14 protein-coding genes are annotated in these 23,402 nt (G+C 35.0%); 8 read left to right on the forward strand and 6 right to left on the reverse strand.

Annotation, left to right across the window (positions count from 1 at the left end; translation table 11 throughout):
• Window positions 1-169: 169 nt before the first annotated feature.
• Window positions 170-1,243: a LacI family DNA-binding transcriptional regulator gene (locus tag V8G69_RS00005; RefSeq protein WP_394879591.1), complete on the reverse strand. Its 1,074-nt coding sequence runs from the start codon at window positions 1,241-1,243 to the stop codon at window positions 170-172.
• Window positions 1,244-1,519: 276 nt separating this feature from the next.
• On the opposite strand from V8G69_RS00005, the gene V8G69_RS00010 reads away from it, so the two are divergent.
• The 8 genes from V8G69_RS00010 to V8G69_RS00045 all read left to right on the forward strand — a co-directional run bounded on the left by V8G69_RS00010 (window position 1,520) and on the right by V8G69_RS00045 (window position 17,553).
• Window positions 1,520-4,624 carry a SusC/RagA family TonB-linked outer membrane protein gene (locus tag V8G69_RS00010; RefSeq protein ID WP_394879592.1) on the forward strand — a complete coding sequence of 1,035 codons (3,105 nt, stop codon included), beginning with the start codon at window positions 1,520-1,522 and terminating at the stop codon, window positions 4,622-4,624.
• A gap of 38 nt (window positions 4,625-4,662) precedes the next feature.
• On the forward strand, window positions 4,663-6,213 hold the full coding sequence (locus tag V8G69_RS00015; RefSeq protein ID WP_394879593.1) for a RagB/SusD family nutrient uptake outer membrane protein: 1,551 nt from the start codon (window positions 4,663-4,665) through the stop codon (window positions 6,211-6,213).
• A gap of 25 nt (window positions 6,214-6,238) precedes the next feature.
• On the forward strand, window positions 6,239-7,579 hold the full coding sequence (locus V8G69_RS00020) for a SusE domain-containing protein (RefSeq protein ID WP_394879594.1): 1,341 nt from the start codon (window positions 6,239-6,241) through the stop codon (window positions 7,577-7,579).
• A gap of 77 nt (window positions 7,580-7,656) precedes the next feature.
• A complete protein-coding gene (locus tag V8G69_RS00025) occupies window positions 7,657-10,524 on the forward strand; it encodes an alpha-amylase family glycosyl hydrolase (RefSeq protein ID WP_394879596.1) in 2,868 nt (955 codons plus the stop codon).
• An 11-nt stretch (window positions 10,525-10,535) separates the two neighbouring features.
• Window positions 10,536-11,462, forward strand: coding sequence for a T9SS type A sorting domain-containing protein (locus V8G69_RS00030; RefSeq protein ID WP_394879597.1), 927 nt, complete (start codon window positions 10,536-10,538; stop codon window positions 11,460-11,462).
• Window positions 11,463-11,509: 47 nt separating this feature from the next.
• Complete coding sequence (locus tag V8G69_RS00035) at window positions 11,510-13,981, forward strand: TIM-barrel domain-containing protein (RefSeq protein ID WP_394879599.1); 2,472 nt, start codon at window positions 11,510-11,512, stop codon at window positions 13,979-13,981.
• Window positions 13,982-14,011: 30 nt separating this feature from the next.
• On the forward strand, window positions 14,012-16,792 hold the full coding sequence (locus V8G69_RS00040) for a hypothetical protein (protein ID WP_394879600.1): 2,781 nt from the start codon (window positions 14,012-14,014) through the stop codon (window positions 16,790-16,792).
• 566 nt (window positions 16,793-17,358) lie between these two features.
• Entirely contained in the window at window positions 17,359-17,553 is a 195-nt protein-coding gene (locus V8G69_RS00045) for a hypothetical protein (RefSeq protein WP_394879601.1), read from the forward strand.
• Window positions 17,554-17,672: 119 nt separating this feature from the next.
• Here V8G69_RS00045 and V8G69_RS00050 read toward each other — a convergent pair whose 3' ends face one another.
• From V8G69_RS00050 to uxuA, 5 genes are read right to left on the reverse strand one after another with little or no spacing between them, the layout of a single operon-like run.
• Window positions 17,673-18,362, reverse strand: coding sequence for a bifunctional 4-hydroxy-2-oxoglutarate aldolase/2-dehydro-3-deoxy-phosphogluconate aldolase (locus V8G69_RS00050; protein ID WP_394879602.1), 690 nt, complete (start codon window positions 18,360-18,362; stop codon window positions 17,673-17,675).
• 24 nt (window positions 18,363-18,386) lie between these two features.
• Window positions 18,387-19,433 carry a PfkB family carbohydrate kinase gene (locus V8G69_RS00055; protein ID WP_394879603.1) on the reverse strand — a complete coding sequence of 349 codons (1,047 nt, stop codon included), beginning with the start codon at window positions 19,431-19,433 and terminating at the stop codon, window positions 18,387-18,389.
• A gap of 32 nt (window positions 19,434-19,465) precedes the next feature.
• Window positions 19,466-20,788, reverse strand: coding sequence for an MFS transporter (locus tag V8G69_RS00060; RefSeq protein ID WP_394879605.1), 1,323 nt, complete (start codon window positions 20,786-20,788; stop codon window positions 19,466-19,468).
• A gap of 20 nt (window positions 20,789-20,808) precedes the next feature.
• Window positions 20,809-22,221 (reverse strand): glucuronate isomerase, encoded by a 1,413-nt coding sequence (gene uxaC / locus V8G69_RS00065; protein ID WP_394879606.1) that lies wholly within the window; start codon window positions 22,219-22,221, stop codon window positions 20,809-20,811.
• Window positions 22,222-23,400 (reverse strand): mannonate dehydratase, encoded by a 1,179-nt coding sequence (uxuA, locus tag V8G69_RS00070; protein WP_394879608.1) that lies wholly within the window; start codon window positions 23,398-23,400, stop codon window positions 22,222-22,224.
• Window positions 23,401-23,402 lie beyond the last annotated feature (2 nt).

The raw sequence follows: 23,402 nt of genomic DNA on the forward strand, positions 1-23,402 counted from the left end.
TGTTCCAGATTTCCCAGAAACTTAACCTACGCTTTTCCATAAATAGTAAATTAAATTATTACTATTTGATAAGCATAAAACTTATCAAAACTTAATTTAGAGAAGTGAAAATATAAGTTTTGAATGATTCAAAGATATAAAATAATTCTATTTGTCCTAATAAATATTTTTATTTGGTTGAGTTTCTTTCAATTAATTCGGTTTCTATAATTACCGTTTCAAATTTCATATCTCTTTCAAAATCAACATCTTCTACACCTCCTTCATTATCATCAAGTTCTAATCTATCTATCAGCAAATTAGCTGCTTGTTCTCCCATTCTTTGTCCATGTTGACTTACCGTAGTTAAACCTGGGTTTGCGTGTTTTGATAAAACACCATCAGTAAACCCAATAATTTGAATATCTTCTGGAACATTCAAATTTAATTTTCTGGCTACTTTCATGGCAGCAATGGCATAAATTTCATTAACCCCAAAAATTCCATCAATTTTATCATTTCTTTTAAAGAGTTGTTCTATTTCTTTTTCTAATACTTCGAATTGTTCTTCTAAAGACAAGTTATCTTCTAATCTTAAAATCAAACTTGCCTTAGGATTTATTTGATTATCTTGCAAGGCCTTCAAATATCCTTGTGTTCTTAGCTTACCAACACTTACATGATCCATAGTGGTTATAAGAGCAATATTTTTACAGCCAGATGATATCAATTTATTGACAGCTTTAACAGAGCCAATCAAACTATCAACAATGACTTTATCACAGTTAATCTCATTCACAACTCTGTCAAACATAACTACTGGAATCCCTAGTCTTATAGTTTCCTTAATATGGTGATAATCTTGTTGTAACAAGGTTTCTTTAGAAATTGACAAAATAAATCCATCAATACTTCCATTAGCAAGCATTTCCATATTAATTACTTCTTTACTAAAGGATTCATTTGACAATCCAATGATAACATTATAACCACGTTGATTAGCAACAATTTCAATACCCCTAATAACCGTTGAAAAAAAATGATGTACAATTTCAGGTATAAGAATCCCAATCGTTTTAGTTTTCCTGTTTTTTAAGCTAAGAGCTATATTGTTAGGCTTATAATTATAAAACTTTGCAAAGGCTTGAATTTTATGGCGTGTTTCTTCTGCAATTTCCTTACAATTTCTTAAAGCACGGGAAACTGTTGCTATGGATACATCTAGTTCTTTTGCCATTTGTTTGAGAGTTACTTTTTGTTTCATACAATATTTATAAAAATGTTAATGTAAACTTACATTTTAGTAGTCTTTTTAGTTTGAGCTAATTTAGCACTTTTCCCCTAATCTATTCAAGTAAAAAAAGTTGTTAACATGTAAACGTTTACATTAAAATTTTTACAAAAGTTGTTAACATGTAAACGTTTACACCTTGATTGTCAGAAATTATTTTTAAAATTTTACATTATGTTTATCCTGTATTTAACCCGAGAAGTGAAAATATAACAAACTAAACGTAATACTTTAACTTAAAAACTTTTTATGAAAACAACTATTACTAGCTTGCTGGTTTTATTGTTTTTTGTCCCAATATGTTCTTTTGGGCAAACAACGGTGAAAGGAACAGTAACAGAACAATCAACATCAATACCACTCCCAGGTGTTAATGTTATAATCAAAGGCACTGCAACTGGAACGGCAACAGATTTTGATGGTGCATATCAAATCAACTTAAAAAATGGAGAAATTATTGTATTCTCTTATGTAGGTTATAATCCTATAGAAATTACTTATTCAGGTCAAACAACTTTAAATGTACAACTTGTTGAAAACGCAGCCCAATTAGACGAAGTGGTTGTTATTGGTTATGGTAGCGTTAAAAAAGAAGATTTAACAGGTTCAGTGGATGTTATCAGTTCAAAAGATTTTAACAAAGGGGCTATTACTTCTCCTGATCAACTACTTCAAGGTAAAATTGCCGGTGTAAGGATTACAAACGCTGGTGGTCAACCTGATGCATCCCCTAATATTCGTATTCGTGGTGGCGCTTCACTTACCGCAAACAGTAGTCCTCTTATAGTGATTGACGGAGTTCCTGTAGACAATGAAGGAATAGCTGGTGTTAGCAACCCTTTGTCTTTGATAAATCCAAATGACATTGAAAGCTTCACGGTTTTAAAAGATGCCTCAGCAACGGCTATTTATGGTTCTCGTGCTTCTAACGGAGTCCTTATCATTACTACTAAAAAAGGGACCTCTGGTAAAGATGTTCAGTTTAATTTTTCAGCTAGAACATCATTCAACAATGTGAGCAGCAGTGACCAAATTCAAGTCATGGACAGCAAATCATTTGTTAGATTTGCTCAAGAATTTTTCCCTGATGACATAGGAGTACTTGGTGTTCCAATTGGTTCAGTAATCACTAACGAGCCTGTCAGTCAAATTATAAGTACTCCAGATGGAGATAGAGCCATTTATAACACAGATTGGCAAGATGTTATTTATAGAACAGCCATAAGTAAAGATTACACGTTTAGTGCAAGGGCTAATATTTTGAATAAAATACCTATAAGAGCTTCTGTAGGATACAATAACACAGAAGGTGTTGTAAAAAAGAGTGACTACGAAAGAGTCACTGCCGCCTTAAGGTTATCACCTAAACTTTTTAGTGATCATTTAAAAATCGACCTTAATGCCAAGGGAAGTATGGTTGATAAAAACGCCGTTGATGAAGGAGGAGCTCTAGGCGGCGCGGTTTCTATGGATCCTACCAAACCCATATACGATGAAAATTCAATATTCGGTGGTTTTTATAGTAAAGTACGTCCCGCTAATGATCCTTTAAATCCTAATCAAAGAATTGGGGCAAGCAATCCATTAGCTTTGCTACAACAAAGGGATAGACCCCATAAAGTAAATAGTTTACTTGCTAATCTTGAACTTGATTATCAGTTCCATTTTTTACCTGAGTTAAGAGCCGTTACTAATGTTGGGCTTGAAGCTTCAAAAGCAACCATTAATGAGACTTTTGCCGAAAACGCCATTGCTACTTACACATTGGTGCCTGACCCAAATGTACCGACAGGTACTTATATTTTTAATCCAGGGAAAAGTTATGCTGAAAGACAAACCAAAACCAATACCACTTGGGAATCTTATTTAGTATATAGAAAAGAATTTGATTCTAGATTTTTAAATTCCTTTGATATTCAAGGAGGCTATTCTTATCAAAACTTTAAAAAAGACGGTAATAAAGACCAATATAAAAACGATCCCGTTACAGGAGTAAGAATACCTAACATAGATGATGAAAATCCTAATAATAGATATTATAGCCTTTTAAACCTTCAATCATTCTTTGGTAGATCAAACATCAATTTAGGCAATAAATATCTGGTTACCCTATCCTTTAGGGCTGATGGTTCTTCATTCTTCACCAAAGAAAACCGCTGGGGCTATTTCCCTGCGGCAGCATTGGCCTGGAAAGTTAAGGAAGAGTCCTTTTTAAAAGATGTTAATTTTGTAAATGATTTTAAAATACGCTTTGGCTGGGGAGAAACTGGACAACAAGATATTTCTGGTTCCGTTGGATTTTTCCCTTCAATACCGTTATTTGAAATTGGTTCACCTGAGAGCCAATATATTCAGGGCATCACATTGTATAATGCAAAAGAGTTCAATCCTGATTTAACTTGGGAAAAAACAACTACTTATAACTTAGGGGTTGATTTTGACTTCTTCAAAAATAGCGTTCTTTCTGGTTCATTTGATATCTTTAAAAGAGAAACTACCGATTTATTGGTTTTAACCAATGTGCCACCGGGACAAGCTTTAAGTGACCGTTTAATTCAAAATGTTGGAGCTACAGACAGTAAAGGGTTTGAATTAAATTTAGATTTGAAACCTATACAAAATGATAAAGTAACTTTATCATTAAACGGCAACTTATCTTATAATATTACTGAAGTTAAAGATTTATATGGTGCGGACCATATTACAACTGGTGCCAGACTACCTACAGGTACTGGGAACTTTATTTTTGCTCATGCCCTTGGAGAAGAAGCGGGTTCTGCTTGGGTGCTTAAGCAAGTATATGATACTTCTGGAAAACCTATTTACGGTGCTTTTGTAGATCGAAATAATGATGGAAGAATTACAGATGAAGACAGATATTATAGAGCTATTCAGCCTAACTGGACCTTTGGTTTTGGGGTTACTTTTAATTACAAAAAATGGGACTTAAGTTCTAGTTTCAGAGGACAATTAGATGGAGAAATCTATAACGCAAGAAAACTTACACATGGGTTTCCAATTAATGCGTTGGCCCAAGACGGAAGCTCTATAAACAATGTTTTGGACTTTTACGCCGGTGAAGCCTATTCAGGATTTCCTAGTATTGTTGACCCTGTTCAGTTTTCAGATTATTACATTGAGAATGCTTCTTTCATGAGGTGTGAAAACATCACTTTAGGCCATACCTTAAAAGATGTCATTAAAAATACCACCCTTAAAATATACGCAGGTGTCAATAATCCTTTTATCATCACTAAATATAGTGGTCAGGATCCTGAGAACTTTAATGGTATTGACACTAATTTTTATCCACGTCCCACAGTATATAACCTAGGTATAAATCTTGACTTTTAAAAAAATAATGACTCTATTAATTGTTAAAAATATAAACTATGAAAAATAGCATTTTAAAATTTCTATTTGGTTTCTTGGTTCTCTTATCAGTAACAGGATGTACTGATGAATTAGACACTAAACCCAAAGTAGAACTATCGTTAGAAGAGCTTTTGGCTCGTGACCCTAATGCCGTAGAAGGCATTTTAGCAAGACTTTACTCCACTTTTGCGTTATCTGGTGCAGACGGCCCTAAAAGTTCAGACATCAGTGATGATGCCGGGGAATCCCCCTTTTTAAGAGGGCTTATAAATCTAGAGGATTTAACCGCTGATGGCATGAAAAATCGTTGGGGAGATAATGGTTTAGACCAATTGACAACAACAACAGATTGGACAGATCAAAATAAGTTCTTTAGATATTTGTATAATAGAATTTACTTTACAATTCCTCAATGCAATAACCTTTTATCTATCCTACCAAATGTAGATATTGAAAACAAAGAGGCAACCACCTCAGAGGTTAGATTTATAAGGGCATTGGCGTATTATTATGCCATTAATGTTTTTGGAAAAGGCGTATTGGCAACAGAAGTAAATTATGGTCAAACAGATCCGCTACCTGAGGCTTCCAGACAAGAGCTATTTGCTTTTGTTGAGGCAGAATTGTTGGAAATAGAACCCCTATTGCCTGCTACCAATACTTATGGAAGGGCCACTAAAGGAGCTGCCGAAATGTTATTGTCCAATTTATATTTAAACGCTGAAGTCTTTACCGGTACGCCCAGATATAATGATGCCGTAACCTATATTAATAAAGTTATAGCTGGCCCATATTCACTGGCCTCTGATTTTGTCAGTCTTTTTTCTGCTGATAATGATGCCACAAGTGCTGCAAATGAAATAATTTTCCCATTGATTGCAGATTCCCAAGTAAGTCAGAGTTATGGTAATACTACTTACCTTGTAAACGGTTGCTTAAGAGCTGAAACCATCCCATTGGCCCAATTTGGCACTACTGCAGGTTGGGGAGGTCACAGGGCCATTAAAACTTGGTATGGGTTATATGGAGATCTAGAAACTTCAACAGATGACAGATCCAAATTATTTTGGACTGAAGGTCATGAATATGAAATGGCAGACTATAAAAAGTGGACAGATGGTTATCCTTCCATTAAATTTAGAAACACAAAATTTGTGGGAGAATCGCTTATTTCATATTTTTCCAGTACAGATTTCCCTCTGTATAGATTGGCAGATGCTTATTTAATGTATGCAGAATGTGCTATAAGAGGCGCTGCTGGTGCAGATATGAATACAGCGGTCCAATATGTAAATGATGTGAGAACACGCTCTCATGCAACTTCAATAACCCAATCTAATTTAACTTTAGACTTTATTTTAGATGAACGTGCCAGAGAATTAAATTTAGAGGGACACCGAAGAACAGATTTAATTCGTTTTGGCAAATTCACGGGAGGCAATTACTTATGGCCATGGAAAGGTGGTGTGGCAAATGGGACTTCAATTCCAGACAGTTATAAATTATTTCCAATTCCATCAACAGCTTTATTGGCTAATCCTAATTTAACTCAAAACCCAGGATTTTAACAAGTTAAAAACTAAACTAGAAATAATGAAAAATATAAAAAACTTAGGAATATTGCTTATAGCCATTGTTGGCTTATATTCATGTGATACAAATAATGATTTTGTGTTTACAGCACAAGAACCGCAAAGCTTAAGCTTTTCAAATTCTTTTTTAGAAGAATATGTACTAATCCCAGCAGCTACTAATAACTTGGGTGAACGTTTCACTTGGAAAGATGCAGATTATGGAGCTCCAGCTTTAGTAAAATACGAACTTGAATGGTCTATTATTGGTGATTTTTCTGATGCTGTAAAATTTCCTAAGGAACCCAATGGAAATGAAATAGCTGTAACAATAGGAGAATTATTATCTATTGCTGATGCAATTGGCCTTGATAATGACCCTAACAGTCCTGAAAAACCTGATAGAGGGAACGTTTTTTTCAGATTAAAAGCAACTATTGGTATTGATGCATTGCCAGTTTATTCCGTAGCACAGACTTTAACCCTATTCTTGCCGGAAGAAAGTACCGGAGGTGGTGGCGGTCTTGAAAAATCAACTTGGGGTGTTAAAGGCTCTGGATATGCTGGTTGGGGAGGCTCATACCCTGATGCCGTATTTTATACAACAGGCACTCCTGGAGTTCTTGTAACTTACGTTACGTTGATTGATGGTGAAATTAAATTTAGAGAGAACAATGCTTGGGACAGCAATTTTGGAGATAATGGTAATGATGGCACATTAGACGCTGGAGGAGCCAATATTCCCGTTACTGCAGGCACGTATAAAATAACCTTTAATACCAATGATGCCACTTATACTAAAGAAGTGTTCTCATGGGGACTTGTAGGTTCTGCTACGCTTAATGGATGGAACGGGCCAGATGCTAGATTTTATTATGATTACACAACAGACACCTTTAAAGTTGGTGTGCAGTTAATAGATGGTGAAATAAAATTTAGAATGAATAATGCATGGGATGTCAACTTTGGTGATACTGGAGCAGATGGTACTTTAGAAGCTGGAGGTGACAATATTGTTGTTACTGCTGGTTATTACAATATCACTTTAGATCTCAACAACAACGCTTATACCCTTGAAGCTGGAAACGTATGGGGCCTTGTAGGCTCTGCGACTCCTAATGGATGGAATGGGCCAGATTTTAGATTCACTCAAGTAAACGAAGGAATTTGGATTGCTGAATTAGTACCTCTAGTTGATGGAGAAATGAAGTTCCGTGTAAATGATGCTTGGGATATTAATTTTGGCGACACGGGGGCCGATGGGACTCTAGATGCCGGTGGTGATAATATTGCTGTTACAGCGGGTGCAAACACTAGAATCCTTCTTGATTTAGTAAATGGCAGCTATAAAATGGCCCAATAAATTAAGCGTAAAATATTTTAATTTAAACATGAAAAGGGCTGCTCATTATATTGAACAGTCCTTTTTGATAAATAGTTATGAAAAAAATAATACACATATACATCTATTTAATTTCTGCAATTAGTTTTGGACAACAGCAAACCGCCACTTATTCAGTTTCCCCATTACCATTTGAAGAGACGGATAATATCACCATAACCTTTAATGGGAACTCTATAAATGAAGCAACATGGGGAGTTGCAGACAATGCTCTATATATTTGGGCCTGGTCCTGGGACTTAAATTTAGAAAATTCCCAAGGCTCGCCTTTTAGGGGAACGTGGGACAATTCCAATGAAGCCAGTCGTTTGACCTATAATGCGGGAACGGATACTTATACCATTTCTTTTGTGCCTACAACATTTTATGGCAGAACAGGAATTGGCAGAATAGGGTTTCTTATTAAAGCCAAAAATGGAACCGGAGATAAAAAGTCACAGGACATCTTAGTTGATGTAGGGCTATTTCAAGTGTCTTTAACAGCACCAGCAAGTTCATCAACAATATTAAATACAGGAGATAATTTAAACATATCTGCTTCAAATTCCGGTGGAAATGCCAATTATGTATTAAAGGCAAATGGTTTTACAATTGATACCCAAAATAATATATCTTCATATTCATATACTCATAATAATATTACTCAAAACCAAAATTATGCACTTGAAGTTACCTTGAACGGTGTTACTAAAACAAAAACCTTCAGTACTATTACAGACCCTGGAAAAGTTTATAGTGTTATGCCAACAACATATCAAGACGGAATTACCTATTTAAATGATACCGAAGCTATTTTGGTATTATATGCCACAGGTAAGGATTTTGTTTATGTTGCTGGTAGTTTTAATAATTGGCAACCAGACAGTAGTTATGCCATGAAGATAGATCCTACAAGAAACAATAAATTTTGGGTCAAATTAACAGGACTTATACCTGGACAATTGGAAACCTACCAATATTGGGTAATCGACAAAACCCCATTAGCAGGCTCACCAACTTTAGTAAAAGTAGCAGATCCCTATTCAACGTTAGTGTTAAGTTCATATGACGATTCTGGAATTCCCACAACCTCTTATCCTAACTTGCCTGCTTATCCAAATACTGGAAATAAGTTCGAGGTATCGGTTTTACAAACCGCACAAACACCTTATAACTGGCAAGTAACCAATTTTGCCAAACCCAAAAAAGAAGATTTAATCGTTTATGAAGTTTTAGTAAGGGATTTTGATGCCGATAGAAATTTTCAAGATCTCATTGACAAAGTTGATTATTTCAAAAACTTAAACATTAATGCCATAGAGCTCATGCCTGTCATGGAGTTTGAGGGTAATGAAAGTTGGGGCTATAATACAGCATTTCACATGGCTTTAGATAAATTTTATGGAACAGAGGATAAATTTAGAGAACTCATAGACATTTACCATCAAAATGGCATTGCTGTAATTTTGGACATTGCTTTAAACCATGCCTTTGGCAGAAACCCCATGGTACGCATGTGGATGGACGATCCTGACGGTAATGGCTTTGGAAGTCCAACCTCAGAAAATCCTTATTTTAACACGGTGGCAAAGCATGCCTATAATGTTGGTTCTGATTTTAACCATTCCAATCCCAGAACTAAAGATTACGTAAAACGCGTCGTAAAGCATTGGATCGAGGATTTTAAAATTGATGGATTTAGATGGGACTTAACTAAAGGATTTACCCAAAACTGTTCGGCAAGTGACACTAACTGTACTGGTTCATACCAACAAGATCGTGTGGATATCTTAAAAGAATATGTAGATTATTCTTGGAGCTTGGACCCTACCCATTATGCCATTTTTGAACACTTAGGCTCTGACACCGAAGAGAAGGAATGGGCCAATTACAGGTTCAATGAAGGCAAAGGGGTAATGATGTGGGCAAAAATGACAGATCAATATAACCAATTGACAATGGGATTTTCGTCTAATTCCAATATTGGTAGAATGGGATATAAAGCGCATGCAGGATTTACAGGAAACCGTGTTATGGGCTATGCCGAGAGTCATGATGAAGAACGTTTAATGTATAAAAATATAACTTATGGGAACAGTGCAAATGTATCTCATAACGTTAAAGATTTAAATACGGCATTAACAAGAATGCCTGCTTTGGGAGCCATAACAATACCTATTCCTGGTCCAAAAATGTTATGGCATTTTGCTGAACTTGGTATGGAAAATTCTATCTTTACTTGTACAGATGGATCAGTAAATGATTCCAGTGGTAGCAATGGTGATTGTAAGTTAGCAACAAAACCGCAGCCGCAATGGGGAGATAATTGGTTGGGAGATCCCATAAGAAGCCAGATATATAGTGATTGGTCACGAATGATCGATTTGAAAATCAATGAAGATGTGTTTGAAGGAGATTATTCAATTACCACAAGTACACTCACTCCAAAAATCTATATATGGAACAATGCTTTACCCAATTTAAAAAATGTGGTCATTTTGGCAAATTTTGATGTAACAGCCCAAAATGTAACACCCGATTTTCCTTATACAGGAACCTGGTATGATTTAATAGATGAGACAGGAAATACTTCAATTAATGTAACCAATACAGCTAGTCCAATTAATCTTAGTGCTGGAGCGTTTAAGATATATGGAAATCAATCTTCTACATTAAGCAATAATGATGTGGTATTTGCAAATGATTTTAATTTGTATCCTAACCCAACAACGAGCTCATTTCAAATAAACAAACCTGTTGATACAGTTTCTATATATGATATTACAGGAAAACTAATTTTAAAATTTAAAGGAGGTTTTCAAAAGTATCACGAATTCAACATTTCTAGTATATCCCAAGGTATATACATTGTAAATATTAAAACTAATAATTCTACTTCTGTTTCTAAACGATTAATTATTAACTAAACTTTAAAACAATGAAAAAAATTTACCTGTTATTATTTTTAATGACTGCATTTATTTTAAATGCCCAAACAAAGGTTACCTATCCGCAACGTGTTGCTAATTATGACACTTTTTTTTCGGCCGGTGGCGGAAAATTTAATGATGGCACTGACAACTTTGGTATGTGGGCAAATGGCGGTGGTACAGCAAAGCAATCCGTTGCTTGGAGATCTTTTACTGAAGACGGCACAACAACTGGAATACCTTCCACAATGGCCGTGGGAGATAGTTTTACAATTACCGTTTCTGCTACGCGTGCTTGGGTTCAAATTGGTTTAGCGCTACTTTCAAGTCCCTCTTCAAAAGTTTCATGGGCAGATAGAATCAACAACTATGCTGTACAAGTAAATTTAAATAGAGTTGGAGGTGTTTTTATGCCTTGGGAAATTGTTTCTGCTGGAGGTGCTATAGATGCTTCAGCAATTGTCGGTTCAACTTCATATGCAGATTACAAGTTCAAATTCACATTGGATACCGAAAATACCATGACAGTCTCCATAAATGATGAGGCTGAAACGTTTAATATTACATTAAACAATACCAATATTACGGGTTATTCTATTTACTTGGCTGATGATTGGAATGGGTCTGCAAATGCCAATATTTATTGGAAACCAGCTACAGAATACACTTATGCAATTACTTTAAGCAATAAAAGTTTTAATTTTAACAATACGTTATTTATTTTCCCTAATCCAGTAACAAGTACTTTCAAAACTGATATTGCAATCCATTCATTGAAAATTTATGATATTACTGGAAAACTAGTAAAAGAATTTAATGGTAAATTTGGTTTGAATCAAGAATATAATATATCCGATTTAAGTTCAAATATTTATTTTTTAAAAACTTTAAGTAGTTCAGGAAATCAAAAAACAACTAAACTTATAAAGCTTTAAATTCTTTTTGATAAGAATAAGCATCTATAATAATTTAAATAAAACCCATGATTGTATTAAAACCTGTATTTCTTTGGACATTATTTATAATGGTTTGCTTTCAAGCCAAAGGCCAAAGCGGAAATTTCAAAACTTATAATCAAAATGAGCATGAATTAATATTTGAATCAGATTCAGATAATAAATTAAGATTCCAATTTTACTCTGAAAATATCATCAGAGTACAATGGATTAAAAAAGGTGAAGACTTCTTTCCAAAAAATCACTACGAAACCGTAGTAGACCATACACTCTCAGGGACATACACTATTGAAGATAAAACAGATGCTTTTGAAATTACTGTTGGACAAAAAAAAGAGATGCATATTGTACTTGAAAAAAATCCAATGCGATATAAAATACTTTCACAGGATAGTGTTTCCCCTTTATTGGAAGAAAATAAAGGAATTGTTTGGGAAAATCAGAAAATAAGCAATAATTTTTCTGTAGACACTACTGAGCATTTTTGTGGATTAGGACATCAAGCGTACGGAATGGTTGAATCTATTGATTTAAAGGGGAAAATAGTAAGTTCCAATTATGGAGAAGGCCGGAATGATTGGAGTGCACAAGCTGTGCTTACAGTACCCTTTTATCTTTCCAATAAAGGGTATGGGATTTTTTTAAATAGCACCTTCCACCACAGTTTCAATTTTGGAAAAAACAACACTTACGGATTCAGTATTGACACAAAAGGGTTTAACGGACAAATGGATTATTTTTTCATCTATGGTCCAGAATTTAAAACTATTATAAATAATTATACACAGCTCACTGGTCGTCCAAGATTACCGCAACTTTCTATGTTTGGGCTACAACTTTCTGATAAAGGAGACCCTGAAAATGATGGTATGGACTGGTGGACAAATAAAATTAAAGAGCATCGCAAAGCAGGATTCCCGTTTGACCATATAGTAAATGATAACCGATGGCGTGCAGGTTCAGGAGCCTGGGCCGGCTCATGGTTTGAATGGGACTCAATCCGATATCCTAACCCCAAGGCATATAACCAATGGTGTAAAGACAATAACGTAACCATGACCTTGGATCTCAATCGCAACACTATTGCTGACTGCGAAGGATGGAAACCAGAATACAACCTACCTCAAACCGAAGGTGTTGTAAAATATCCTAACAGCGCTCCTGATTATACCAATCCCAACATGCGGAATTGGATATGGAAAATGTTCTGGGACAAATCATTTAATCCTGAACTAAATTATCCAGGTGATGCGCTTTGGATAGATGAAACCGATGATTTATATGAGCTCAATGATTCTGTGATTTGCGCCAATGGAAGAAGTTGGGCCGAAAACGAAAACTATTACCCTTTTTTAATAGCCAAAGGTATTGTGGGAGAAGGTTGGGATAATGAAAATAACAATATACCTGAAGGAATAGGAGAGTCCAAAAGACCATTTGTATGGGTAAGAAGTACTGCTGCTGGAGCCCAAAGATATGCGTCATATTGGTCGGGAGATATCCCTTCAACATGTGAATTTATGAAATATAGTATTAGAGCTATGTTGAACTCTGGATTAGGTGGATTTCCTTATTTCAATCACGACGCAGGAGGGTTTCGCCAACCTGGACCTGACGATAATCTTTATGTTCAATGGGCTATGGGATTTGGTAGCTTAACCCCCATTTGGAGGCCACATGGTCCCGGTAAAAACCAAAGATGGCCATTGGACAGGGATAAAACCTGTCAAGCTGCTGCACTTAAATATGGCAAAATGAGATATCAAATGATGCCCTATATTTACACCCAAGCCTATAACGCTTATGCTACTGGTATGCCTATGGCCAGAAGTATGGTAATAGATTATCAAAGTCAACCCGAAGCTTGGAAATATGATTTGCAATATATGTGGGGAAATGAGTTGTTAATAGCACCTATTTGTTCTGAAAATGATATGACTTCAGAAATCTGGTTGCCTTCTGGTCAAGATTGGTATGACTATTGGACGGATAACTTGGTAGCAGGTGGTCAAGTAATTAAACACCAATCAAAAATTGACGAAACACCCATATTTATAAAACAAGGTGCAATTATTCCAGAATACCCCTATGCACAAAGCACCTTTACACTAGATCCTTCCATACTAATTATTCATGTTTATGTCGGAAAAGACGGAGAATTTACACTGTATGAAGATGATGGGGTTACAGAGAAATTCAGAACTAAAAATGAAAAAAGAACTACTAAAATAATCTATCAGGAGCTTGGTAATAAACTCACCATTTACCCTTCTGAAGGAACTTATGACGATGCCATTTCAAACCGAAGTTATCAAATCTATTTTCATGGTACAGATGGTATAAAAAAACTAAGATTGAATAACAAAAAGTTGAAGTTATTGAGCTCACATGAAAAGAGCACCAATAATAAAGATGGGGTATTTTGGAACGAAAAGGATAAAACTTTAGGTGTTTTTATAAATCCACAAAGTATAAATCAAACCTTAATATTAAAATAGCAACACGTTAAATACAGAGTTAATTCACTAATGAAAAATCATATTCCCCTTTTTTTTCTTTTAATAATTATTTCCATTGAAACGTTTTCTCAATCTGTAACAGATACTAGTTATTATAATTCTTTAAAGTACAAACACGACCTAAATTTACCAAATTGGGGACCATATACAAAAAAGTATATTGGGGTTTCAAATATCCCTGATATAAAAAAAGGAATCCGGTTTGACTTAAGTGTTTTTCCGGGTTTTTACAGAAGAAAGGTTGAACTACCCAGTGCATTATACGAATCAGGTTTTCACCCTTGGGAAGCCTCTCCAAATCTTGAATACTTTTCATTTAGACACGAATTGGAATGGAAAGATCAAGTTTATACAGATATCTCGTATTCTGAGTGGGATGAAAATTCCAGACTTATCCGTATTAATTGTGTTAATAATACTAACCTACCCCAAAGTATTGTCTTGCACATGATGGCATCCATTAATTTCCCATCTATAAAGGAATATGATCCCGATACACCTTTAGAATACAGTACGATACAGTTACCAGAAAATACCCATTGGATTGATGCCTTGAATTATACTAAAATAAAATTTGCCAAACCTGCCCCTACTGATCATTTGGTATATGATGGAAAATTAAGAGGTGAGATTAGAGATCATGGGTTGGTGAACGGTTCTGGCATAGGAAACGGATTTGGAAATCAAATTGGCGACCAGATTGAATATGAATTTAACGTAACAGAAAGATTGGAAGATGCTGTTTTATTGATACGTTATAAAATGGAAAAAGATTTTTCTACCACACTTCAGCTTTCTGGTTTAAGCAATGAAAAAATAGTATTAAATGGTGACGCGGATTTTTCAATAAAACAAATCAGATTAAACCAGCTTAAAACTGGTAATCATCATTTATCTATAGTATCAAAAGGAAATGCGCCCATTATTTTAGATGGTTTTGTAATAATAAATAAAAATGAAATAGACTCTATCAAAATAGAATCTGTAGCCTGGGACTATATTCCTGAAGTATTAAATAGCCCCTTAAAAAACTCAATAATACTCAAATATAAAAACATTGATAACTATTATGGGCTTTATTGGGATTATCCAGATTTTGAGATAAGGGAATGGTTTTACAAAAATTTAGGAGATGGCTTTAGGAAAGAAGTAAACGGTCATACAAAAAGTACGTTTTATGATGGTACCAAAGGGCATTACACCAACGCTTTTTTAAGACCTATAAACATGAAACCTAATTCTTCTTTAAATATTTATGGATTAATTTGCTCCGGTAGTTTGAAGAACGTTGAATACCGATTGAAAAATGTAAAAAAAGGCAGTTTTGAACTAGTTTATAATAAGGCTAGAGAGAATCTTGTAAACAAGGAAATTGTTCCTGCAGGAGAAAAATATCTATTTAGCCAAAAGCGTATGGAAGCCAATACTATTACAGATATTGTTTATCCTGTTTACACACAACGTCAATACATAAAACATCATGCCCCTGGACGCTGGTGGGACTGCTTATATACTTGGGATGCTGGATTTATTGGTATTGGTCTAAGTCAACTCAATATTCAACGAGGCATAGAAAACCTTAATGCATATCTTAATGAAACCGATGAACAATCAGCTTTTATCCACCATGGCACCCCATTGCCAGTTCAACATTATTTATATCAGGAACTTTGGAACAAAACACAGTCCAAAGAGTTTTTAGAAAATTACTATCCTAAATTAAAACGATACTACGAATTTTTGGCTGGTCGCATTTCTGGGTCAACAACCAGAAACCTAGAATCGGGATTGATACGCACTTGGGATTATTTTTACAATTCTGGCGGTTGGGATGACTATCCTCCTCAACGTTTTGTACATCAAAGCAAACTCGAGCAAAGCGTGACTCCAGTTGTTAATACTGCACACCAAATACGAATCGCCAAAATTTTACAAATGACGGCTACCTATCTCAATTTAAAAGACGATATCATTGAGTACAATAATGATATTCAACAATTGGGCAAAGCATTGCAAGATGATTCCTGGGACGAAAAATCAGGTTATTTTGGATATGTTGAACACAATGAAAAAGGAGAGCCAATACAAATCTTAAAATACAACGACACTATTAATTTTAATAAAGGTATGGATGGAGCGTCTCCATTGATTTCTGGCATTTGCACCCCTGAACAAAAAAACATTCTGTTAAATCATTTAAAAACTAAAGGCGAATTGTGGTCAGATGTAGGTCTATCAGCTGTGGATCAGTCTGCCCCTTATTACGCTAAAGACGGTTACTGGAATGGCACCGTTTGGATGCCCCATCAATGGTTTTTCTGGAAAACCATGCTTGACTTGGGTGAGGCAGATTTCGCCTTTAAAATAGCCAGTAAAGCCCTTGACGTTTGGAAAAGAGAGGTAGAGAACACCTATAATTGCTTTGAGCATTTTGTGATTGAAACGGGCAGAGGTGCCGGATGGCATCAATTTAGCGGGTTGTCTAACCCTGTCCTATCATGGTTTAATGCTTATTACGCTATAGGTTCATTTACCACTGGTTTTAATATTTGGATACAAGACAAAAAATTTAACGAAGACAAAAGCTCTTTTTTTGCAACATTAAAGATATTTGATGATGAAAACAGTTCGTTTTCTGTTATTGCATGCATGAATCCACAAAACAATTACCAAGTTTACTGGAATGATAAGTTGCTTACAGACTATAAAATACTTTATAAAGGTGTCCTTAGCATTACCATAACTACGACTGAAAAAGAGGGCACTTTAAAAATTGTAAAAGCCAATTAATGATGAATGATTTATTACCAATAAATAAAAAAACTTCTTAAATTGTCATACTTATCATTAAGGTAAATGATTTTTTTAGTATAAACTTCATGAGACAAGCTATTCATATAGCGCATAGTATATTTTTCTTGTTTTTTATAGATATGACTAATTTCTAATACACAAACACTAAAGGTTATGACCTACAATATCCGTTTATATTTAGCTTTAGATGGAGAAAATGCTTAGCCATTTTAAAAATAATTTTTTAACTCTCAAATACAATTTTATAAACCCAATGTTTTTGGCATTCAAGAGGCAAAACCAAATCAAGTTGTTGATATTGAAACAGCTCTGCCACAATATAATTATGTTGGAAAAGACAGAGATGGTGTTGGCAAAGAAAAAGAATCTGATATCTATTATAAAAAAGGTCGGCTTATTCTTAAAGAAACAAATACGTTTTGACTCTCTGAAACACCCGATACCATTTCAAAAGGAAGGGATGCTACATTAAACAAAATACGCACTTACTCTTTGTTTTAGGATTAAAAAACTTTTGGGTTTTTAATACTCATTTAGACCATATGGGTGATTTTAATTCTGAACCGACTACTCAACGAGTTATTTCACTAAGAAAACAAATGAATGACAATAGAATTGTTTCTGAAGAAAAACCTTTTGGTTCTTCAGGAACTTTTAACAATTTTGAACATAACAAACCAATAACAAGATTAATTGACTATATTTTATATCGAAAAACAATAAACTTAAAGATTTGAAATATCCATCCATCATTTGCCTGTTTATGTAATTTTAAACTCTTTTAAATAAGATTACTCCTGATAAAAAATATCTCTAAAACAACTTTTGTCATTTTTTCAGCCTTTCCATTTACGTTTTATTGCAATGGTTTATAATTTAAATTTCTTACTTCTTTAATAATGTCATGGACTTTTTTAACATCCTCTTTCAGTTTAGTGTAATCCCTGTTAGTAATAATTTCTTTCGAAATCAATTGAGAGCCCATGCCCACACAGGTTACTCCGGCATCAAACCATCCTTTTAGGTTCGCTTCTGTTGGTGATACACCTCCGGTTGGCATCACACTAGTCCATGGTTGTGGGCCTTTGATACCTTTTACAAATTGTGGCCCATAAATATCTCCTGGAAATAACTTGACTATCTCACATCCTAATTCTTCTGCTTTTGCTATCTCTGTTAAAGTTCCGCACCCTGATGACCATAGTACTTTTCTACGGTTACATACAATGGCGATATCTTCTCTTAATACTGGTGTTACTATAAAGTTTGCTCCTAATGCCATATACAAAGAGGCAGCGGCTGCATCTGTCACAGAGCCTACTCCCATAATCATACCTGGTAATTCTTTTATAGCATATTTGGTTAATTCTCCAAAAACCTCATGAGCGAAATCGCCTCGTGCCGTGAACTCCATTAAACGAGCCCCACCATCATAACAGGCTTTAAGGATGTTTTTACTTAATTCTATATCACTATGAAAGAATAACGGAATCATTCCTGTTTCTTTCATGGCTTGTGCCACTTCTATTCTTGTGAATTGTGCCATTTTATTTTAACTCTTTTTGTTATGTTATCTTGCAACTCTACCAGAAGCATCACCGCCCATTAGTTTGGTTACTTCATCTATTGTGACTAAGTTGGCATCTCCTTTTATAGTGTGTTTTAAACACGATGCTGCAACTGCAAAGTCTAAAGCGTTTTGATCATTGTCAGGATAAGTTAATAAGCCATAAATTAATCCTCCCATAAAACTATCGCCTCCTCCAACTCTGTCTACAATGTCTGTGATTTGATACTGACGAGTTTCCAACATCCTTTTGCCATCATATAAAACCCCTGCCCAAGTGTTGTGTGATGCTGATATAGAGCCTCTAAGGGTTGTTATTACCTTTTTGGCTCTTGGAAATTTTGCCATCATTTGTTGACAAACAGACAAAAACGCTTCTGCCTTTACATCGTGTCCATGTGTTTGAACAGCTAATCCTTCTGGTTTGATACCAAAGTGCATTTCTGCATCTTCTTCATTCCCTAAAACAACATCACAGTATGATGTCAACTCTGTCATAATTTCCACTCGCTTTGCTGTATCACAATATTTCCAAAGCTTGGCTCTGTAATTTAAATCGGTTGAAATAGTAATGCCCATTTTGTTGGCTGTTTTAACTGCCTCTAAACATACGTCTGCAGAACTTTGTGATATCGCTGGTGTGATGCCCGTCCAATGGAACCATTCTACGCCTTTAAAAACTTCTTCCCAATTCACCATTCCTAGCCGTATATCGGCCATAGCTGAATGAGCTCTGTCATATACTACCTTACTACCTCTGCTAACTGCTCCTGTTTCTAAAAAGTAAATCCCTAAACGATCACCGCCCCAAACTATTTTGTCTACACCTACTCCTCGTTTACGCATCTCCATCATAGCGCACTCTCCTATATCATTTTTTGGTAATCGTGTTACAAAATCAACCGAAATACCATAATTTGCTAAGGATACCGCTACATTGGATTCTCCACCTCCATACACTACATCAAAATTATCTGCTTGTGAAAATCTTAAAAATCCTTGTGGTGCTAACCTCAACATGATTTCTCCAAATGTGACTACTCTACTCATTTTATTGTCCTATTATTCAGCTTTTAAATTAATTACTTTTTTATTGGTTTTAAATTTTCGTCTAATGGGATCATTTTTGGCATTAATAAATGTACCAGACCAAGGATGATTAAATAACTGGAACCTGCAATGAGGAATGCCCAAAAGAAACCTGCTTTTTGGGTAGTATCTAGTACTGAGCCTAAAGCTAAACTGCTTACAAATCCAGCAAAACCACCAACCATACCGCCTATACCAACTACAGAAGCGGTTGCCTTCTTTGGAAAAATATCCGAAACTAAAGTAAAAATATTAGCAGACCAAGCTTGATGCCCTGCTGCTCCTAGACCTATTAAACATACTGCTACCCATTTACTTTCGGTAAAAGCAACAAAACAAACTGGCAAAATAATAATAGCACAAATTAACAAGGTTAATTTACGTGATTTGTTAATGGACCAGCCTCTTTTCATAAATGCACCAGAAAGCCATCCTCCTAATATGCTTCCGCTATCAGCTAAAAGATAAATCACTAAAAAAGGCATACCCATTTCTTTGATTTTCACACCATGGTTTTCAGCTAAAAATATGGCTCCCCAAAATAAATAAAACCACCAAACGGCATCGGTCACTTTTGCTAGCGAAAAAGCCCATGTTTGACGTTTATTTAAAACACTTTTCCAAGGTAACCGATCTTCACTTTCTACTTCGGAATCACTTAATATATAGGCTAGCTCTTCTTTAGAAACTTTTGGATGAGCCTCTGGTTTTTTATAAGTGCGTAACCATAAAAAAACCCATATCGCACTTAACAATCCTGTGATTAAAAACGGTATTTGCCATAACTTTAAATCTCCTGAACCCCTTTCACCTCCAGTCCAGTAAACAATTCCTCCAATTACAAATGGAGCTGCAATAGCACCTAAACTTGTTGCTGCATTAAAAATACCCGTAGCAAAGGCACGGTCCTTTTTAGGAAACCATTCTGCTGTTGTTTTGATAGCTGCTGGAAAATTACCTGCCTCACCAACTCCTAAACCAAAACGGGCACCTATAAATCCTATAAAACTGAATCCTTTGCCCACAGCTGCATGCAGCATACCAAATAGACTCCAGATTCCAATTGAAAGAACATATCCTTTTTTAGTTCCTAATTTATCTATTAGTCCTCCCATTATTAATAAACCAAACATGTATGCCAATTGGAAAGAACCTATTATAAAGGAATAATCTTGTTTAGTCCAATCAAACCACTCAATTAATTCTGGAGACATAATTCCCATTAAACTCCTATCGAAATAGTTTATGGTCGTTGCAAAAGCTAAAAGCGCTAATATCCTGTATCTATATGTTCCCATTTTTTTTGGTTCATTCATAATTTTAAGTTTATTTTAATTCAATTGAAATTGAAATAATTTTTTGCATTGTTATAACAGATATCCTGAACCATGTTACCCAAAAACTCAATATCATTAGGTACTAATCCTTTCTTAATATCTTCTGCTAATAAATTACACAAAATGCGTCTAAAATATTCATGTCTTGGAAAAGATAAAAAACTACGACTATCTGTAAGCATTCCAATAAATCTACTCAATAATCCCATATTTGACATAGCATTTAATTGTTTTTCTATACCGTCTTTCTGATCCAAGAACCACCAGCCAGAACCCCACTGCATTTTACCTGGTGTGCCTCCAGCTTGAAAGTTTCCCATCATTGTCACGAAGATTTCATTCTGCGAGGGATTTAAATTATAGGTAATTGTTTTTGCAAGTTGATCTGTTGCATTAAGCGTGTTAAAAAGTTGAGACATAAATTCTGCCATAGGAAAATCGCCTATAGAATCGCAACCTGCATCTAACCCTATTTGTTCTACTAATCGGCTGTTGTTATTTCTAATGGGGCCTAAATGGTATTGCTGTACCCAATTATATTCGTGATATTTTTTACCAAGATGAATGAAAAGACTAGATCTGTATTTATTAATTTCTAAGGTTGAAAGCGATTCTCCTTTTAATTTTTTATTGAAAATAGTTGAAACTTCATCTTCTGTAAAATATTCAATAACTAATGCTTCTCCAACACCAAAATCTGATAAACGACATCCGTTTTCATTAAAATAAAGAATTCTGTCATCAATAGCTTTTAAGAAATCTGAATAGGTTTTTATTTCAAATTTTACTACCGTTTCTAATTTGTTTATATAAGGTAAAAACTTATCTTGTCCTATAAAAAACAATTCGTCGGCTCTAAACGTTGGATAGACCTTTGTAAAAAAACCTGCTTTTGCAATGGCTTTATGATATTGTAAATCTTCTGTTGGGTCGTCTGTAGTGCAAACCACTTCAACCTTCATGTGCTCTAATAACTGTGCAGGTGTTTTATTTTCTAAAATGGCATTTGCCTTTTCATAGATTGCATCGGCAGTACTTAGCTGAAGAATATCATCAATATCAAAATAACGCTTCAATTCTAATTGGGTCCAGTGAAACAGCGGATTTCTTAAAGTATAAGGCACGGTTTCTGCCCATTTATAAAATCTGTCTTTTAAAGAGGCTGAACCTGTTATAAAATTCTCATCAACACCATTGGCTCGCATACCTCGCCATTTATAATGGTCACCTTTCAACCAAGCTTCTGTTATGTTTTTTACAGGTTGGTTTTCGGCAATGAGTTTTGGTGACAAGTGATTATGGTAATCAATTATTGGCATATCTTTCGCGTAGTTGTGATATAGTTCTACAGCGACATCTGAGTTCAATAAAAAATTATCGGTAATAAAGGTTTTTGACTTTATTAGTGTCATTTATACTAAACTTTTTGAAATTCCTAATTCTAATCCTCTCAGTTCAGCCAAACCACGAAGTCTTCCGATACCTGAATAGCCAGGATTTGTTTTTTTTTGTAAATCGTCTAACATTTGATGGCCATGGTCTGGACGCATGGGTATTAATTTATCTTTCATGCCGGCAGCGTTTCTTTTTCGTTCTTCGAAAACAATTTCTTTAACCACACCATACATATCAACATCGCCTTCTAAATGATTGGCTTCGTAAAAATTACCTTTTTCATCACTCTGAGTACTTCTTAAGTGAATAAAATGAACACGATCTGCAAAGCGTTTAAATATTTGTACCAGATTATTATCTGCTCTTACTCCTAAAGAACCCGTACAGAATGTAATTCCGTTTGATCTGTCTGAAACTTGCTCGAATAAATATGCATAATCGGCTTCGGTACTAACAACTCTTGGTAATCCTAAAATAGGATACGGCGGATCATCTGGATGAATGCACATTAAAACACCATTTTGTGATGCTACAGGAACAATCTCTTTTAAAAACGAAGCCAAATTTTCTCTTAATTTCTGCGCATCAATAGCTGCATAAGTATCTAAAATGGTTTGAAATTGCTCTAACGTATAGCCTTCTTCAGCTCCTGGCAAACCAGCTATGATATTTCTAACAAGTTTTTGTTTTTCTTCTTCGGTAAGTTTATCAACATAAGCCTTAGCTTCTGCTTGTAACTCTTTAGAATATGAGTCTTTAGCGCCTGGTCTTTGTAATAAATACAATTCAAACGCAGCAAAAGCAGTGACATCAAAACGCAAGGCTTTTGAGCCATCTTCCACTTCAAAAGCTAAATCGGTACGTGTCCAGTCTAAAACAGGCATAAAATTATAACACACAATGTGAATACCACAAGCAGCTAAATTTTGAATGCTTTGTTTATAATTTTCAATATACTGCTTAAAATTTCCTGAACGTGTTTTAATGTTTTCGTGTACTGGAACACTTTCTACAACGCTCCATGTAAGTCCTGCACTTTCAATGGTTTCTTTTCTTTTTTTTATTTCATCAATGGTCCAAACGGTTCCGTTTGGAATATGATGTAATGCCGATACTACTCCTGTTGCTCCTGCTTGTTTTATGTCTGATAACGATACGGGATCATTGGATCCGTACCAACGCCATGTTTGTTCCATAA

Origin of the sequence: Gaetbulibacter sp. M235 (assembly GCF_043876835.1) — a bacterium.
GTDB lineage: Bacteria > Bacteroidota > Bacteroidia > Flavobacteriales > Flavobacteriaceae > Yeosuana.

What these genes read in the sequence shown, in the direction of transcription:
- uxaC (WP_394879606.1), bottom strand. Translation starts at nt 22,221, where the DNA reads ATGACACTAATAAAGTCAAAAACCTTTATTACCGATAATTTTTTATTG.
- V8G69_RS00025 (WP_394879596.1), top strand. Translation starts at nt 7,657, where the DNA reads ATGAAAAAAATAATACACATATACATCTATTTAATTTCTGCAATTAGT.
- V8G69_RS00010 (WP_394879592.1), top strand. Translation starts at nt 1,520, where the DNA reads ATGAAAACAACTATTACTAGCTTGCTGGTTTTATTGTTTTTTGTCCCA.
- V8G69_RS00050 (WP_394879602.1), bottom strand. Translation starts at nt 18,362, where the DNA reads ATGGCACAATTCACAAGAATAGAAGTGGCACAAGCCATGAAAGAAACA.
- V8G69_RS00005 (WP_394879591.1), bottom strand. Translation starts at nt 1,243, where the DNA reads ATGAAACAAAAAGTAACTCTCAAACAAATGGCAAAAGAACTAGATGTA.
- V8G69_RS00055 (WP_394879603.1), bottom strand. Translation starts at nt 19,433, where the DNA reads ATGAGTAGAGTAGTCACATTTGGAGAAATCATGTTGAGGTTAGCACCA.
- V8G69_RS00020 (WP_394879594.1), top strand. Translation starts at nt 6,239, where the DNA reads ATGAAAAATATAAAAAACTTAGGAATATTGCTTATAGCCATTGTTGGC.
- V8G69_RS00040 (WP_394879600.1), top strand. Translation starts at nt 14,012, where the DNA reads ATGAAAAATCATATTCCCCTTTTTTTTCTTTTAATAATTATTTCCATT.
- V8G69_RS00045 (WP_394879601.1), top strand. Translation starts at nt 17,359, where the DNA reads ATGGGTGATTTTAATTCTGAACCGACTACTCAACGAGTTATTTCACTA.
- V8G69_RS00030 (WP_394879597.1), top strand. Translation starts at nt 10,536, where the DNA reads ATGAAAAAAATTTACCTGTTATTATTTTTAATGACTGCATTTATTTTA.
- V8G69_RS00060 (WP_394879605.1), bottom strand. Translation starts at nt 20,788, where the DNA reads ATGAATGAACCAAAAAAAATGGGAACATATAGATACAGGATATTAGCG.
- V8G69_RS00015 (WP_394879593.1), top strand. Translation starts at nt 4,663, where the DNA reads ATGAAAAATAGCATTTTAAAATTTCTATTTGGTTTCTTGGTTCTCTTA.
- uxuA (WP_394879608.1), bottom strand. Translation starts at nt 23,400, where the DNA reads ATGGAACAAACATGGCGTTGGTACGGATCCAATGATCCCGTATCGTTA.
- V8G69_RS00035 (WP_394879599.1), top strand. Translation starts at nt 11,510, where the DNA reads ATGATTGTATTAAAACCTGTATTTCTTTGGACATTATTTATAATGGTT.